This window comes from Gemmatimonadota bacterium, assembly GCA_022560615.1.
Classification (GTDB): Bacteria; Gemmatimonadota; Gemmatimonadetes; order Longimicrobiales; family Gaopeijiaceae; genus UBA1138.
In genome coordinates, this window is the sequence record JADFSR010000034.1 from 29542 (window position 1) to 45850 (window position 16309).

The 16309-nt window shown below is 65.2% G+C and carries 10 protein-coding genes; 5 read left to right on the top strand and 5 right to left on the bottom strand.

Translation table 11 applies throughout. From position 1 onward, the window contains the following. Positions 1-188 precede the first annotated feature (188 nt). Positions 189-3314 (bottom strand): glycosyl hydrolase, encoded by a 3126-nt coding sequence (locus IIB36_15960; protein MCH7533231.1) that lies wholly within the window; start codon positions 3312-3314, stop codon positions 189-191. 268 nt (positions 3315-3582) lie between these two features. Between IIB36_15960 and IIB36_15965 the strand changes: the two genes are divergently transcribed. Together IIB36_15965 and IIB36_15970 are read left to right on the top strand one after the other, a co-directional pair. Next, positions 3583-5523: a S9 family peptidase gene (locus IIB36_15965; protein MCH7533232.1), complete on the top strand. Its 1941-nt coding sequence runs from the start codon at positions 3583-3585 to the stop codon at positions 5521-5523. A 106-nt stretch (positions 5524-5629) separates the two neighbouring features. Continuing rightward, positions 5630-6709, top strand: a complete 1080-nt coding sequence (locus IIB36_15970; protein MCH7533233.1) for a hypothetical protein — start codon at positions 5630-5632, stop codon at positions 6707-6709. A 199-nt stretch (positions 6710-6908) separates the two neighbouring features. On the opposite strand, the gene IIB36_15975 is transcribed toward IIB36_15970, so the two are convergent. Together IIB36_15975 and IIB36_15980 are read right to left on the bottom strand one after the other, a co-directional pair. Next, the gene (locus IIB36_15975; GenBank protein MCH7533234.1) at positions 6909-7118 is read right to left on the bottom strand and encodes a hypothetical protein; all 210 of its coding nucleotides are present in this window, start codon (positions 7116-7118) and stop codon (positions 6909-6911) included. 264 nt (positions 7119-7382) lie between these two features. Next, positions 7383-9749, bottom strand: coding sequence for a PQQ-dependent sugar dehydrogenase (locus IIB36_15980; protein MCH7533235.1), 2367 nt, complete (start codon positions 9747-9749; stop codon positions 7383-7385). Here IIB36_15980 and IIB36_15985 point away from each other — a divergent pair. Beyond that, positions 9748-9885 (top strand): hypothetical protein, encoded by a 138-nt coding sequence (locus IIB36_15985; GenBank protein MCH7533236.1) that lies wholly within the window; start codon positions 9748-9750, stop codon positions 9883-9885. The genes IIB36_15980 and IIB36_15985 overlap by 2 nt on opposite strands. A 15-nt stretch (positions 9886-9900) precedes the next feature. Here IIB36_15985 and IIB36_15990 read toward each other — a convergent pair whose 3' ends face one another. Next, entirely contained in the window at positions 9901-10776 is an 876-nt protein-coding gene (locus tag IIB36_15990; GenBank protein ID MCH7533237.1) for an MBL fold metallo-hydrolase, read from the bottom strand. A gap of 168 nt (positions 10777-10944) precedes the next feature. On the opposite strand from IIB36_15990, the gene IIB36_15995 reads away from it, so the two are divergent. Beyond that, the gene (locus IIB36_15995) at positions 10945-13065 is read left to right on the top strand and encodes a PQQ-binding-like beta-propeller repeat protein (GenBank protein ID MCH7533238.1); all 2121 of its coding nucleotides are present in this window, start codon (positions 10945-10947) and stop codon (positions 13063-13065) included. 41 nt (positions 13066-13106) lie between these two features. Here IIB36_15995 and IIB36_16000 read toward each other — a convergent pair whose 3' ends face one another. Further along, on the bottom strand, positions 13107-14816 hold the full coding sequence (locus IIB36_16000; GenBank protein MCH7533239.1) for a carboxypeptidase regulatory-like domain-containing protein: 1710 nt from the start codon (positions 14814-14816) through the stop codon (positions 13107-13109). Positions 14817-14915: 99 nt separating this feature from the next. Between IIB36_16000 and IIB36_16005 the strand changes: the two genes are divergently transcribed. Next, the coding region (locus IIB36_16005) for a DUF1549 domain-containing protein (protein ID MCH7533240.1) at positions 14916-16309 on the top strand (1394 nt) is incomplete at its 3' end.

Genomic DNA, 16309 nt, shown 5'->3' on the forward strand with positions numbered 1-16309 from the left:
CCGCGAATACCCACGGCCGCGAGGTTGCTACAGTAACCGCAGTGCCCGTAACGGAGTGTCCTGACGGGCCAGCCCGATCGTTCTTGGTATATCTACGTGCTCAGAGCGCGAAGCGCGACCCACGGGGCGAGGCCGGACGCCTGTGGAAACGGTGGGCCCCGCGGCACCGGGGCCCACCGTTTCCACGGCTAACTGATGATCCTGCGGATCGTGATCGCTTCCAGTCCCTCCTCGCGCAGCAGCTCGTTCAAGCGCGCGAGATCCTGATCGATGATGAGTTGAAGCCGGGTCATCTCCTCCTGTAGCAAACCGTCCAGTCGATCGAATACCTGACGCGACTGCTCGGTGGGAGGGAAGTCCCCACGGGACACGCCGTTCATGAGCGCGGCCAGCTTGTTGTTGATCTTGATGGGGAAGTTGAGAGGATCCTGCCGGCTCTCGTTCTTCACCTGGTAGATCTGCGACTCCACGTCACCGAGCTTGTCCTTGACCATGTCGCCCTGCTCGTGGATCTCGGTGTTGTTGGTGCGCCCCTGCCGATCGTCGACCTCGCCCTTGATGGCGCGGATGTCGATGACGGCCTCGTTGGCTGCGGTGACCTTGTCCCGGATCGCGAGCGCCAGCGTGAGCTGTGCCGACAGCTGCGCGATGGTCACCGCCTCGTTCCTCGGATCCAGCTTGACCTCGAAAGTCCTCGATTGCGTGTCACCGTTCGCGGATAAGCGCACCGTATACGTGTCGGGAAGAACCACCGGTCCCTGGTTGGAACCGGACCAGAAGATCATGCCCTCGAAGTCGACGTATCCGGGGTAGCGCAGATCCCACATGAACGTGTGGGCACCCGCCTTGCCGGAAGGTCTCGAACGCTCACCGCCCCCGAAACGGCGCCGGCCCCGCTGTGGCGCGGCGTCGCTGACCGTGGCATCGCCCTGGAACGACTCGATGAGCGTACCGTCCCCGTCGAGGAACTCGAGGGTCACGTCCGAGTCGTCTTTGAGGTAGTAACGAACCTGCACTCCATTGCCGACGCCTCTGTACGTGTCCACCGGACCGTAGAGGTGCATGTCGGCCTCGGCGACCTGCGCGCTCATCTCACGGAGCGGCGTGATGTCACGCATGACCCAGAACGACCGCCCGTGCGTGCCGAGCACGATGTCGTCGCCCTTCACGACCAGATCCGCGACCTGCACGGTGGGCAGATTCTGCGCGAGCGACTGCCAGGTCTGGCCGTCGTTCCACGAGACGTAGACCGTGGTCTCCGAGCCCGCGAAGAGCAGCCCAGGGGTCTGTGGGTCCTCCCGCACGGAACGCACGAAATCGTCCTCGCCGATCCCGTCGACGATCTTGGTCCACGAGCGACCGTAGTCCTCGGTCCTCCACACGTAGGGAGCACGGTCGTTGTCGACGAGGTAGCGGATCCCGGCCACGTACGCTTTGCCAGGCGTCGTCGGAGACGCCTCGATGGTGTTGATGCGTACGAAGTCCGGAGCGTCGGGAGGCGTGACGTCGGTCCAAGTCGGCTCGGCCGCAGACGCGTTACGCGTGACGTGCACGAGCCCGTCGTCCGACCCCGCCCAGATCACGTCCGGATCGTGGAACGAGGGCGCCAGTGCGAAGACCGTCGCGTAGACCTCGACGCCGGTCTGGTCCTTCGTGATCGGACCGCCCGACTCGATCATCGTCTCGGGATCGGCCCTGGTGAGGTCCGGGCTGATGCGCGTGAAGCTCTGCCCCTCGTTCTCGGTCTTCCACACATGCTGGCTCGTCACGTAAAGCACGTTCGAGTCGTGGTTGCTGAACACGATGGGGAACGTCCACTGCACCCGTTCGACCAGCGACGCCGAAGACTGCCCCATGGGGTTCTCCGGCCAGATGTTGATCGCGCGCGACTGTCCGTTCGCTTGATTCTTGCGCGTGAGCGTACCCGAGTGCGAGCCGGCGTACAGGATCTCGGGACGGTCCGGGTGCGATGCGATGTAGCCGCTCTCGCCACCCCCCGCGTCGTACAGGAAGCGCTCCCCACCGTCCCCGCCGTACAAGTGATCCCAACCACCACTCGGCACGCACGCCGTGGAGTTGTCCTGCTGGGCGCCGCAGATGTGATAGGGGAAGTGATTCGTGGTCGTCACGCGATAGAACTGCGCGGTCTTGAAGTCCTGATCCGTCCAGGTCTCACCCCCGTTGACCGAGACGTTGCCGCCGCCGTCGTTCGCGTTGATCATACGGTCGCGATCGTTGGGTGCGATCCACAGGTCGTGGTTGTCGCCGTGCGGCACCTCGATCCTGGTCATGGTCACTCCACCGTCGGTCGACCGGTACATGCCAGTATTAAGGGCATACATCACGTCCCGATCCAGCGGATCGGCGTACACGCGCGTGTAGTAGAACGCCCGTTGGCGAAGGCTCCGGTCGGCGTTGATGAGCTCCCAGGTGAGTCCGGCATCGTCGGAGCGGAACAACCCACCCTCGGCCGCCTCGATTTGCGCCCACACGCGATTCGGGTCGGCCGGCGAGACCGCCACGCCGATCTTGCCGATCACGCCTTGGGGCATGCCCGGCGCCCGCGTGAGTTCGGACCAGCTCTCACCACCGTCCACGGACTTGAACAGACCGCTTCCGGGACCGCCCGAGCTCATGCCCCACGACTTGCGCCACGCTTCCCAGAGGGCCGCATACATCACGTCGGGGTTGTTGGGGTCGAGGCTGATGTCCTGCGCCCCGGTGCGTTCGTCGCGCGCCAGCACGAGCCTCCAGCTATCGCCACCGTCGGTGGTCTTGTAGACGCCTCGCTCGGGATTCGGGGCGGAGTGCTGTCCCCACGCGGCGACCCACGCCGTGTTGCAGTCGGTCGGGTGAATGCGGATGCGTGAGAAGTTCTGGGAAGCCTCGAGGCCGACGTGGGTCCACGTCTCACCTGCGTCATCCGAGCGATACACACCGTCGCCCTGCTGGATGTTGCCACGGATCTCCGTCTCGCCGGTGCCGATATAGACGACGTCCGGGTTCGCCTCGCAGACCTGCACGGCGCCCACGGACGAGCTGCCGATCTGGTGGTCCGTGACGGGGCTCCACGACGTTCCCGCGTCCGAGGTCTTCCAAAGACCGCCACCGTCGGCCCCGAAGTAGTACTCGAGCGGCCGCGCCTCACTACCCGCCACCGCGGTGCTGCGACCACCCCGCGCCGGGCCGATGTTCTCCCACTGCAGGTTCTCGTAGAGGTCGACCGGGTAGGTCTGGGCGTCGGCATTCGAACCCATGACGGCGATCGCCGCGAGGGTCGTGAGCCAAGAGCCGGGCCGAAGCATATCCTTCATGGTGACACCTCCTATAGCGGGTCCGCACGGGGCGAAACGGTGTGAGCGATCGTCCGCAGAACCCTCGAGTGCATGGCATCCAAGGGCGGGAGGCCTCTCAAGATCGGCAGGAGTACCGGAATGCGCTACCGCATGCCGAAACGTATCGCTCGTCGTCCTCGAAACGATCGGGCTTCGATGCCGTAGTGGTCGGAGGGCTGAACCACGGCCCAGCTTCGAGGCCTTGGTTCTCAGGCAGTGTGATCTACGTGGAGGGGGAGCCGGACCGATGCGGAGGATCATGAAGTGGGGCGCACTAGGCTTGGTGACGTTGCCCATCCATCTGGTGCTCGTTTTGGCGTTTATCGGGGTGCCGAGACCGCCGGCGATTACCGCTGAAAGCGTCGGGCGTGTGGCGTGGGGCCCGGTCCTGGACAATGCCGGCCAGCTCTGGAAGTCCCGGCAGTCGAAGAGCCTCGTCGCCTGGATGCCGAACGGCTCGGGCCTGCTGGTGCAGGCCCGCCGCATGATCCTCGATTCCCGGCTCCACACGCTGTCGCGTCCGGCGGGGGACGCGGTCTTCCTCCCGCGGATCCCGCGCAACGTAGCCGGGATCCACGGCGATCCTGGTCGCGAGTACATGGTGCTCAGCTGGGATACCGACGGTGACGAGCAGTATCGCTTGTACCGCTGGGACCTGGGAGACGGCGATCCCGTTCTCCTCACCTCCGAATCCGAGCGCGCGCAATTCGGCGCCTTCGAGCCGGATGGCCCTCGGATCGCGTACGGCAGCACGCGCAGAAACGGCACCGACTTCGACGTCTACCTCCTAGACCCGCTCGACCCAAGGTCAGACCGACGAATTCTGGAGGTCGAGGGGACGTGGGGTGTTGTCGACTGGTCTCGCACAGCCGATGAGCTCCTGCTCGTCCATGTCGTGTCGAGCCTGGAGAACGAGCTCCACGTGTTGGACATCGGCACAGGTACTCTAAGGCGAATCACCGACGACGCGGACGGTGCGGTGCGGCATGGCTCTCCTCAGTGGAGTCGAGACGGGAGCGCGCTGTACTACACCAGTGATCGGGGGACCGAATTCGCGCTCTTGAGGCGGCTGGAGCTTCGCACGGGCGAGGAAGCGATTCTCTCCGACGAGATCCCTTGGGACGTCTCCTCGGTCCAGCAGACGGGCGACGGCGAGTTGCTCCTGATCGCCGTGAACGAGGACGGCAGGACGAGACACTACACGAGCGATCCGCTCGGGGAGGAGATTCACTCTCTCGAGCTGTTCTCGTCGGGCGAGTTTTCGGCGAGGCTCCACGCCGAGCAGCCGCTGCTGTTGGTCAGCCACTCCGACCCGCTCGGGGTAGTTCGCGGCTATACCTACGATCTCCGGAGCCATGAGCTCACGCTCTGGGCGGGCGGCGAGAGCTCAGAGAGTGACGTGCCGGATCCGCGTCTCATCCGTTACCCAACGTTCGACTCGATCGATGGCGAGCCCCGCCTGATCTCCGCCTTCGTATATCCGGGAGTGGGTGAAGGCCCTCGGCCGGTACTCATCAACATTCACGGTGGACCGGAAAGCCAAGCCCGACTCAAGACGGGGCAGGGCCCTACAGAAAAGGCCGGGATCACGCTGATCACCCCCAACGTGCGCGGCTCCACCGGTTACGGGCGAACGTTCACGACGCTCGACGATCAGTATTTGCGGGAAGACGCCGTACGGGACATCGGAGCCCTTCTCGACTGGATCGGCGAGCAGCCGGAGCTCGACGAGAGTAGGGTGGCCGTGATCGGTGGGTCCTACGGAGGCTACATGGTGCTGGCGTCGCTCGTACACTACAGCCCGCGAATCCGCTGCGGCATCGACATCGTGGGTGTCAGCAACTTCGTGACGTTCCTAGAGAACACGGCCGATTACCGTCGGGACCTCAGACGGGCCGAGTACGGCGACGAGCGCATCCCGGAAATGCGGGAGTTCTTGGAGTCGATTTCGCCGCTCAACAACGCCGAGCGCATCACGTCCCGGCTCATGGTCGTCCAGGGAGCCAACGATCCGCGCGTGCCCGTCAACGAGTCGCGACAGCTCGTCGAGCGCGTACGGGACAACGGCCTCGGCGTGGCGTACATGGAGGGCGCGAACGAAGGACACGGCTTTCGCCACCCGTGGAACTCGTTCTATGCCGGACTCGCGCAGCAGGAGATGACGCGCGAGTGCTTGCTGGAGGGCTAGGCCGCCCTCTTAGCGCATCGCGCATGACCCCCCTATCATGGTTGGGCACACGGGGCTTGGATCGCCTACGGATCAGGTCCGTGGGCACTCTCGAATGGAGGTCGAAATGACCAGTCGCGTTACGGTGGCTCGCCCGGGCCGAGGGCACTTCTTCCTGCTTCTTGCGCTTCTCGTGTTGATCGCAGCCCCGGGAGTAGTTTCGACCGCCGCGGCGCAAGAGGTGGTCTCAGCCAGCGGGGACTATGTGGTGCCAAGGACAGCTGACGGCCATCCGGACCTGCAGGGGAGCTGGACGAACGTGACGCTCACTCCGTTCGAGCGGCGAGAGGGTAGGGGACCGGTGTTCACATGGGAAGAAGTCGAGGAAATCGAGCGGGTGGATGGCGATTGCCCCGCTAGCCCAGGGACGGTCGCATGCGGGAGGACCGCCAGGCAGGGTCAGAGCAATGAAGCTCGACTGTCCGGTCAGGAGTACAGCGAGGTCTATTGGGATCGGGGCACGCGGGTAGCGATCGTCAATGGCGAACCCCGAACGTCTCTGGTGACCCGTCCGTCAAACGGCCGACGGCCGCCCCTCACCCCCGAGGGTGAGCGGCGCCAACAGGAATACAGGGACTTCAGGAGCCAATTCGGCCAGTACGACCACCCGGAGCTTCGACCCCTAGCGGAACGGTGCGTCGTTTCGTTCGGCTCGAGCGCCGGACCTCCGATGATGCCCAACACCGCCTACAACAACAATTATACGATCGTGCAGAATGCCGATCACGTGATGATCCTGGCTGAAATGGTCCACGACGTGCGCATCATCCGGCTGGGTGAGCCCGATCCGCTGCCCGAACAGCTACGTCCGTGGTTCGGCGACTCGTGGGGGCACTGGGAAGGCGACACGCTCGTGGTCGAGACGAGCAACTTCAATCCTAGGCATCCGTTCCGGGGCATCCGACCTACGGACCATCTGAAGGTGACAGAGCGCTTCACGCGGGTCGACGCGGAGACGATCCTCTACGAGTTCACGATCGAGGACCCGACGACATACACCGAACCCTGGGGAGGCGAGATCCCGTTGAAGAAGTTCGACGATCTCGTCTACGAGTACGCATGTCACGAGGGTAACTACGCGCTTGCGAGCGTCTTGAGCGGCGCACGCTACGAGGAGAGGGAGGCCGAGCGGGACGGGCGCGAATAGAGGTCAGCTGCCTTCTCCCTCCGCAGCCTGTCGATCGCGAGCCCGAGGTCCAGCGACTCACCGCACCAGTCGGGTGTAGCGGTCCGGGCATCCGGATCGACCCCCAGACGGTCGTTCGCCGCTTCGAGGGCGGGGCCGCCGCCTCAGGCAGTACCGCGGAGTTCTGCGGCACGTTCGGGAGTCGAGAAAGCCGGGGGGATCAGCCCGCGACCGGATCCCGACGCCGACGCTCGGCCTGCAGGCGTTCAGCCAGGAACACCTTCAGCAGCGACTGATACGGGACGTCGCGCTGGTGGGCCAGAAGCTTGAGCTCTGCCAGCATGAAATCCGGCAGACGCAGCGAAATCGTCGACGTGGACGGACGAAGATTCGCCAGAACCGTTAGGAGCGAGAGTTCTGGCTGGGGCACGACTCCGTGGACTACCTCGACTGGAGCGAGGCGAAACCCTCGGCTTCTGACTTGAAGTCGGGGATCCTTTTTCTAGACTTCGCGCGCTTGCTCATAAACCCTCCGCCCCCCCCGGCTCATGTCACGGGCAGAGATGACTCGCACCAGATCGTCTCTGATGGTGAATACGACAAGCATCGCCCGCAAGATGGTGAGCGCAACGAGGAACGTTCCCTTCGCCGGGCAGCGTTGGTGCGTGAGATGTCGAACGAGACCCGCTCGGAGTCAGTAGCCTTCGAGTCTCGGAAACAGCTCGTCGTCCGCGAGCGGCTGCACCCCGAGCGCATTGAGCGTCATGGACACCATGCGATACCGCCCCACCGTGGCGGCCACACTCATCATCTGGTGCGTGTCGTAGCGCTCGGACAGCCTGGCCCAGGTCTCGTCGGAGATCATCGTATCCCGATGCATCTCGTTTGCCGCGTCGATCAGCGCCCTCTCGTAGTCGGTCCAGCCGAGGGCGTCCTTGCCCTGCGCGATCCAGAGCGGCTCCAGCCCATGATCGCGGGCGCGCCCTACGCTGCCGACGTGCTTCGCCCATTCGTAGACCGCCTGTGTGTTCCAGCCCGTGCGGAGGATGAGCAGCTCGCGGTCGTGCGGGGTCATTCGAGTCCGCTCCGGATTCAGCACGTACGCCGAATTCGCGGCGTGCTCCGCCATCGCAGGGTGCCGCTCGAAGGTTCGCGTGACGCGTAACCCTCGGCCCTCCACAGGCTCGACTCGAGGCACCGTGAGCGGTGGCTCCCGGTCCGGGACTTCGATGAGGTAGGCGACTTCATCGGTGGGGATGCGCGCGGTCGCGTCGTCGTCGGGCTGGATCCCGAGGGTGTTGAAGAGGATCGCGTGCGACGTGGTCTCGGTCACCGTCACGACGGCGTCCATGAGGTTGTGGAGGTCGTACCGCTCCGAGAGCGCCCGCCATGTCTCGTCGGTGACGGACGAGTTTGTGAAGAGCTCGTCGGCCAGCCCGAGTAGGCGCGCCTCGAACTCGTTCCAGCCTTCGGCAGGCCCCTCCGCCACGCGCAGTACCTCTTCGGCGCTCAAATTCGAGTCGCTCGCTCGACTCGCGTGCGTCGCCCAGAGGTTGGCGCTCTGGGTGAGCCATGCGGTGCGCAGAATCAGCATCGCACGGTGGCGCGGAGACAGCGTGGTCTCCTGCGCGAGGTAGCGCGCGAACGGAAGGATCCGGTCGGCCAAAGCGGGCACGCGCACGAGCGTGCGCAGCGCGTTGATCGAGTGGCCGTCCGCTTCATGCCGCTCGAAAGCGGCGCGCTGATCCTCGGTCCACTCGGCCTCAGGGAGCGGTGGCACTCGGGGCTCCGTCAGCCGATCGCCGGCCCCATCAGCCCAGCGCGTGCCCGGGGAGGCGGTGATCGCGTGCGCCGGCTCGATCCGGAGCAGCGCTCCGTCGTCCTCGTCGGTCAGCAGATAGAGGTACCCGTCCGGCCCCTGTTTCACTTCTCGGATACGCTGCTTGAGCTCGGTGAGCAACCACTCACGCCTGACCTCCTCACCCAGTCGGTTGAAGACGATCCGTTCCAGGTGCCCCGTGCGCTGCATCCGCCCGACCATCATCGAGCCGACGAAGAGGTTGCCCTGCCACTCCGGGAAGTGCTCGCCGGTGTAGAAGGTCAATCCGGTCGGCGCGACCGACGGCCACCAAAGGATTTCCGGCTCCTCGAACTCCACGAGCCACGGCGTGTCCGTCACTCGGGCGCCGTTGTACTGACGGCTGTACGAGGCGAGCGGCCAGCCGTAGTTACGGCCCGGCCGGATGATGTTGGTTTCGTCACCACCCTGAGGTCCGTTCTCCGTCGCCCACAGATCTCCGGTCTCCGGATGAAAGTCCAGGCCCATCTGGTTTCGGTGCCCCAGGGAATAGATCTCGGGCAAATAGTCGGCGTCACCGAGGAACGGATTACCGTCCGCGGCTTCACCGTCGGCGTTCAGCCGCAGGAGCTTGCCGAAATGTGTGCTCGGGTCCTGCGCGTATTCCCCAGTCTCCGCGAACACGTACGAGCCGCCGACGCTCATGAACAGCGTCCCGTCCGGGGCGAAGAGCAGTTTGGACGCCGCGATGCCCAGATCCCACCCCTTCGCCACGAAGATGTCGCGCACATCGGTCAGTACGCCCGCGTCGAGGCGACCCCGGGCCAGCGCGACCGTCAGGCTATCCGTTCCGTCGCGCTCGATAGACTTCGTGTACGTCAGATACACCACGCGGTCGTCGTCCGGGTGAAGGGCGACGTCCATGAGCCCGGCGCGGGGGCTGCGCGAGAATACTTCCGGCACACCGGGGATCGCTCGCTCCAGCAGCCGGCCGTCACGAATCACGCGCAGCGTGCCCTTGTCGCGTTCGGTCACCAGGATGTCGCCGTTGTCCCGAAACGCCATCCCCCATGGATGCGAGAGACCGGTCGCGATGGGCACGACGCGAATGCGAGGTACCTCGGCAGTGCGGAGCACGACCTGCCGGTCCAGAGCTGGTAGCGCCGGGATGCCATCACGTGCCTGGGCGGACGCGGACCCAATGGACAGCGTAAGCGCGAGTGGGAGCGCCAACAGACGCTGCGCTCGGCTAATGTGGCTCATGGCTCCTCCCAACTGGAACCGGCAATCTACAGCGCTCACCACCGGTGGCCGCAATCACCCCACCACGACGATCCAGGCGCTCGCCTTCCGTGCGGCGGAGAATCTGGTGCAGGCGGCGAAAGCCGGAGACGTCTGACGGGTAGCGGGACCCTCACCGGAGGTCCTCGTACGCGGCCCTCACCCAGCGCTCTGTGCCAGCGCCGGGCTCAGCGAAGCCTCGGGCCGGATTCGCGGCGACGACCTCATCCACCGAGAGACCCTCGGCGATGTGGGCGCGGATCCGCTGACGGATGGTGACGAGCATCGAGCGATACTCCAGCAGCTCCGTGCGCGTGGAGAGCTGGCCATGGCCGGGGATAATCGTCGTATCGTCCCCGATCAGTCCCGCGATGCCCCACAGGGCGTCGATCATCCCGCTGATCGCTCCCCCGTTCGGCCCATCGATGAACGGCAGGCCGTAGCGCACGAAGACGTCACCGGTGTGGATGACGTTCGAATCGCGGAAGAACACCACGGCGTCGCCGTCCGTATGCGCCGGCCCGAAGTGGACGATGTCGATCTGGTTGTCGTTGTAGTGGAAGCGGATGGATTCCCCGAAGGTGATCTTGGGCAGTCCCTCTTTCGAGTACGCCTCCTGGAGCCGGTTGGACAGAGACACGATCTGGTCCGTCTCCATCCGCCGTCGGCTGTTTTCTTGAGCCACGATGATCGCGCCGGCCCTCCCGAAGTTCTCGTTCCCGTCGGTGTGGTCGTAGTGCCAGTGGGTGTTGATGACGAAGTCGACAGGGTTGTCGGTCAGCTCAGCTATAGCCGCCGTGATCTTCTCGGTGAGCGGCGCGAATTGGTCGTCGACGATGAACGTGCCGTCGTCCCCGATCGAGACCCCGATGTTCCCACCGCTCCCCTGAAGCATGTAGATGGACTCGGTGACCCGCACTGTCCGGATCTGGATGTCGTCGAAGTTCTGGGCCGAACTCAGCGCGGGGCAGGCTAGGAGCCCGAGGACGGCAGACGTCGTGCGTCTCATGATCACTCTCTCTGGTTCGTGCGGTGTTCTTACTCTGCGGTGTTCTTACTCTATAGCCGGTCCGCGCACTCGCGCACCGTCAAGCAACTTGCGCGCTGCGGCCCGGACTGTCAGGATGGCGGCGGTGACCCTCACTGAAGCGGGCCGGACCCGGGAGCGAAGACGATCATGACGAACGACAATTGCTGGCGGCTTCGGCGTCTGTCCCCTTTCATCTCGCTTACACTCGGGCTCGGCGTACTGATCTCGGCGCCGATGGCGGTAGCGGCTCAGGGACCGGGGACGGAAGACGGACAGTGGACGTTCCTCGGCGGGGACGCGTGGCACACGCGCTACACGCCGGCGACCGAAATCAACGCGGCCAACTTCGAGGATCTCGAAGTGCTGTGGCAGTGGCAGGCGGAGAGCTTCGGTTCGAGCACGTCCCGCGCGACGCCGACTTATGTCGATGGCAAGCTGATCACGGTCACCGGATACCGTCGACATGTGGTCGCCCTCGATCCAGCGACTGGAGAGCTGCTGTGGAGCTTCACCGAGCCGAACACGGCTCGCTGGGAGTACTCCATGCGGGCCGGTTACGGAAAGGGAATCGCGTACGGTGAGATCGATGGCAGGGGCGTCGTGTACATCTCGACGCCTGGCTTCTTCCTTCACGCGTTGGACGCCGAGACCGGTCAGCCGCTCGAAGGTTGGGGGGAAGGCGTGCCGATTGATGGCTTCCCTGCCTCCGGCAGCGTGGACCTGCTCGCGGATCTGATCGAGGGCTGGGAACCGTGGGAGAGCCTGAATCAGGAGTACGATCCCTACCAGGGCATTCCGTTGGAGATCGGCTATATCACGACTTCGTCGCCGCCCATCGTGGTCAATGATGTGGTGATCGTCGGGAACTCGGCCGAGCAGGGGTACAACCAGACGCGGGTCGAGATGATCCCGGGCGACATCATGGCGTACGACGCTCGCACGGGAGACTTGAAGTGGAAGTTCCACGTCATCCCTCGTCCGGGCGAGTTCGGGCATGACACGTGGGAGAACGACGCGTGGGAATGGACCGGCGACGTGTCGTCGTGGGCGCCGATGTCGGCTGACCCGGAGCTGGGCCTCGTCTATATCCCGACGAACGGCGCCACCATGGACTTTTACGGCGGTTTTCGTCCGGGTGACAACCTCTTCAGCACGAGCATCATCGCGCTGGACGTCGAGACCGGCGAACGGCGATGGCACTACCAGTTGGTCCATCACGACATCTGGAACTACGACACACCCACCGCCCCGATCTTGATGGACGTCACAGTCGATGGCGAAGAGATCAAGGGACTGTTCCAGGCCACGAAGCAGGCCTTCCTCTATGCGCTGAACCGCGAGACGGGCGAGCCGATCTGGCCCATCGAGGAGCGGCCGGTGCCGCAGTCCCTGGTGCCGGGCGAGAAGCTGGCGGCCACCCAGCCGTTCCCGACCAAGCCGGCGCCGTTCGATCTGCAGGGACGGACCGAAGAGCAGCTCATCGACTATACGCCCGAGATCCGACGGCGGGCGCTGGAGGTCGCACGGAACGGCAACATGTTCGCACCCTTCTTCAACCCACCGACGCATGTGGGCAATCCGGAGGGAGCGGGTCCTGGACGGATCTGTCCCGGGGATACGGGTGGCGTGAACATCACCGGCCCCCCCGTGGCGGATCCGGTGGCGGGCGTAATCTTCATCACCTCGCACAGTGGGTGCGGGTCCGTGTTCCTGTCCCCCGGCGTCGAATCCCCGTTGGACGGCCCCAATCAGACGGGCGTTACCCACTCCGACTTCTCTCGGAGCCGCAGTGGATTCGGCCGTGGCGGCCGAGGCGGCCGAGGTGGCGGAGGTGGCCGAGGTGCCGCTACGACCGTCGATGGCCTTTCGATCTGGAAGGGGCCCATCGGTCGGATCAGCGCGATCGATCTGAACACGGGTGAGTACCTCTGGGTGATCCCCCACGGCGATGCTCCGGAAGACCAGCAGGACCGTATCCGGAATCACCCGCTGCTTCAGGGGGTCCCCGGCGTTCAGGTGAACCAGGGCCGAAGAGGGCACTCCGTTATGGTAGCGACGCCTACGCTGCTCTTGGCCTCAGGCCAGACCAGTGACGGGACTCCTCACCTGTTCGCGATCGACAAGCGCACCGGGGAGCGTGTCGGTGCGGTGGAGCTGCCGGGTGGGACCCGGTACGGCATGTCGAGTTGGGTCCACGAAGGACGGCAGTACGTGGTCATCCAGCTCAGTGACGGCCTGGCGGTGATGGGCCTCAACCCGGCCTCCTAACAGATCGGTTCTGCTCAGGGGCGTTGGGCTCCTTCGACGACCTAGTTCCGAACGATCTCGATGGCTAGCAGCTCGGCGCGCCGGTCGAGGCCGATGCGCACCGTGTAGCGTTCCGACCGCTCTTCACCGAGCGTGCCCTGGACCTGAAGAGGCATGTCGGTGGGGACCTGGCAGAACATGTAGAAGCCTCCGGCGTCGGAGGTCGTTTCGAAGCCGGACTCGTCGCCGCCGAAGGCGAGGAGCTCGGCCAACGAGGGGGCGCTATAGTCCGTCCACAGGACACGCACTGTCGCGCCGGCGACGGGACGGGCACGGGCGTCACGGACTTGCCCGGTCAGCACCGCCGAGTTTTCGGGACGGGGCTGCCCCCTGCACGCTTCGAACAGGACGTCACCCACAGCCGGCATATGGTGGTCGAGCGTGGTCATCTCGCCTCGGATGATGTCGCGGGCGACCGGATTGGGGACGAAACCGTATTGCTCCAACTCCGGATCGATAAAGCGGACCTGGTAGCGACCTGGGCTGAGGCCGGTGATGCTGTACCGGCCTTCCGCGTTCGTATAGACCTCCTGGTTCGAACCGACCACACCCACGCGGACCCCCCGCCGCACCATGCCGAGGCTGTCCACCACGACGCCTTCGACGCCTCCGGTCTGCACTCGCGATCCGAGACTGCGCCCTCCGGCTTCCCGAACCTCCAACACGCGCCCCCCGGTCTGATGGAAGCCGGTCACGAAGCGACGCGGCCTGCCCTGGGAATCCGTGCGCTGCGCGACGACCGGCATGCGGATCCACCATTCAGGAACGATCCACGTGCCGTTCGGCATCCGCCTGAAGTCCACTCGGCCACCGACGCCGCGCGACGAGATGTCCGGATCGAGGTACTCGTAACGAAACTCGAGCCAACGGAGCTCGGAGGTCTTAGTGTCGATCCACATCGTGCCGGCAATGTCCGCGACCCTCTTGTTATCGCCTGTAGGCTCGAAGCTGAGCCCAATCAGGCCTTCGGTCGCGCCGCCGTCACGCGCCAAGCGGAAGCAGTGCGTATCGAGAAACGCGTCGGATAACAGCACGCTCGCGTTGGGTGCGAAGTAGAGCTGGTCGCGACCATCGGCCTGGACGAAGCCGTTAGCGACCAGGTCTTCGGCGGGACGGCTGTCGAAGGGCGTCTGCATGTACCCTTCGCGCCGTGTCTCTTCCTCGCTGAGGATCGTGTGGTCCGTATCGAGCCTACGGTTGTAGATCATCGTCTCGTATCGGTACGCGCCCTGCTCATCCGTGAAGGCCGCCGCGCTGAGCGCCTTGCGGGCCTCGTCCCAGACGACGGCGATCGCCAGCCCTTCTTCCTCCGGATGGAGCGTGCAGCGCCCGCCATCGAGCTCGACCTCGATGCCTTCGAGCTGGATCGCGCTGGACTCGAGCCGCACGTCCTGGGGAACCGACATGCCCTCGGCCACTTCGAAGAGATCGCTCTCGCGGGTCGCCATCCCGATCATCTCGACCCGCACCCTGTACGTTGCCGCCGGAATGCCGATGAAGAGTGCTCGCCCCCTCTCATCGGTCAGCGCGGTCTGGACCGTCGCCCCGCTTGGGTCGACGAGGTACGTCAGCGCTCCAAATACGGGGTCCGATCCCGGTCCGCGCACACGGACCACGACGGTTTGGGCCGACACGGTTGCGGGCAGCAGCGAGAAGGCCGCAGCCAGTGCGTACAGCACGCGGGATCGATTCATGCCTTTACGGACCCGCATGGTGCCGGTCCTGTTCCCAAACGCGAGGACGCCACCTATTCTTGCTCGAAGAACCCCTGATCGCCGGTTTCGCGGGAAGGGGATCAAGGCGAGGTGGCAATGCGCGCACTCCCAACGTCCGTCGGACTGATGCCGGCCGTGGTCTTAGCGGCTGCCGCTGTGCTGGCAACCGGCGCCGAAGCCCAGAATCCCGCCGCCTTCACCAACGACATCCGGCCCATCATGGAGCGGAGTTGCTGGGACTGTCACGGTGAGGACCAGCAGCGTTCCGGTCTCGACCTACGTACGCGCGAGGGCGCGCTGAGGGGAGGTAGCCACGGCGCGGCGATCGTGCCGGGGCGCGCCGAGGAGAGTCTCCTCTACCGCAAGGTCGCAGGGCTCGATGAACCCTCGATGCCGAGGGACGGCCCCTCGTTGACCGTGGCGGAGATCGCCGCGGTACGAGCGTGGATCGACGACGGGGCTCACTGGGACGATGGGCCGACGACCGCCGTGGACAACCCGGTGGAGGCGCTCGATGAGACGGAGCTTCCGCCCGGGGCGAGGGATTACTGGGCGTTCAAGCTCCCGGTGCAAAGCCCGGTCCCGGTGGTTCTGCCGTTTGAACATCCCGTCGATCGCTTTCTCGAGCGGACGCGCCGGGCGAACGGCGTGACCGCGGCACCGCGAGCCGGTCGGCTCACGCTGCTTCGGCGCGCCCATCTCGACCTGATCGGGCTCCCGCCCACGCCGGAGGAGACCGCGGCGTTTCTAGCCGATATGGAACCCGGGGCGTGGGAACGCCTGATCGATCGGCTGCTCGCCTCACCCCACTACGGCGAGCGTTGGGGTCGACACTGGCTCGACGTGGCGCGCTACGCGGACTCCGACGGCTTCGAGCAAGACGTCGACCGGCCCAACGCGTGGCGCTATCGCGACTACGTCATCGACGCGTTCAACCAAGACAAGCCCTTCGACCAGTTCATCATCGAGCAGGTCGCGGGCGACGAGCTGGACGAGACCACCCACGAGACCATGATCGCAACGGGCTTCCTGCGTGCTGGTCCCCGCGTGAACTTCCGCGAGAAGGACAATCCGGAGCGCCGGTACGAGTACCTGGACGACGTGATCGCCACCCTCGGCCGTGGCATCTTGGGCCTTACGGTTCACTGCGCGCGCTGCCATTTCCACAAGTTCGATCCGATTCCGCAGACGGACTACTACCGCCTGATGGCGTCGATCTACGGGTACGTCGAGACCGAGGTTCCGCTGGTCTCCACTGAGGAAGCGGAGGCGTACCAGAGGCGCATCGCGGAGATCGATGCCCGTCAACGCGCCCTAAGGGATCAAGTCGCTGAGATCGAGGCGCCGTACCGCGAGCGACTGCGGCTCGAACGCCTGGAACGCGACTTCCCGCCCGACGTCTTGCGTGCGGTGCTGAAGCCGGAGACCGAGCGAACGCCCGGTGAGCAGCTGCTCGCCGCACAGGTGCTCTCGCTGGGGTGTGCCCAGGT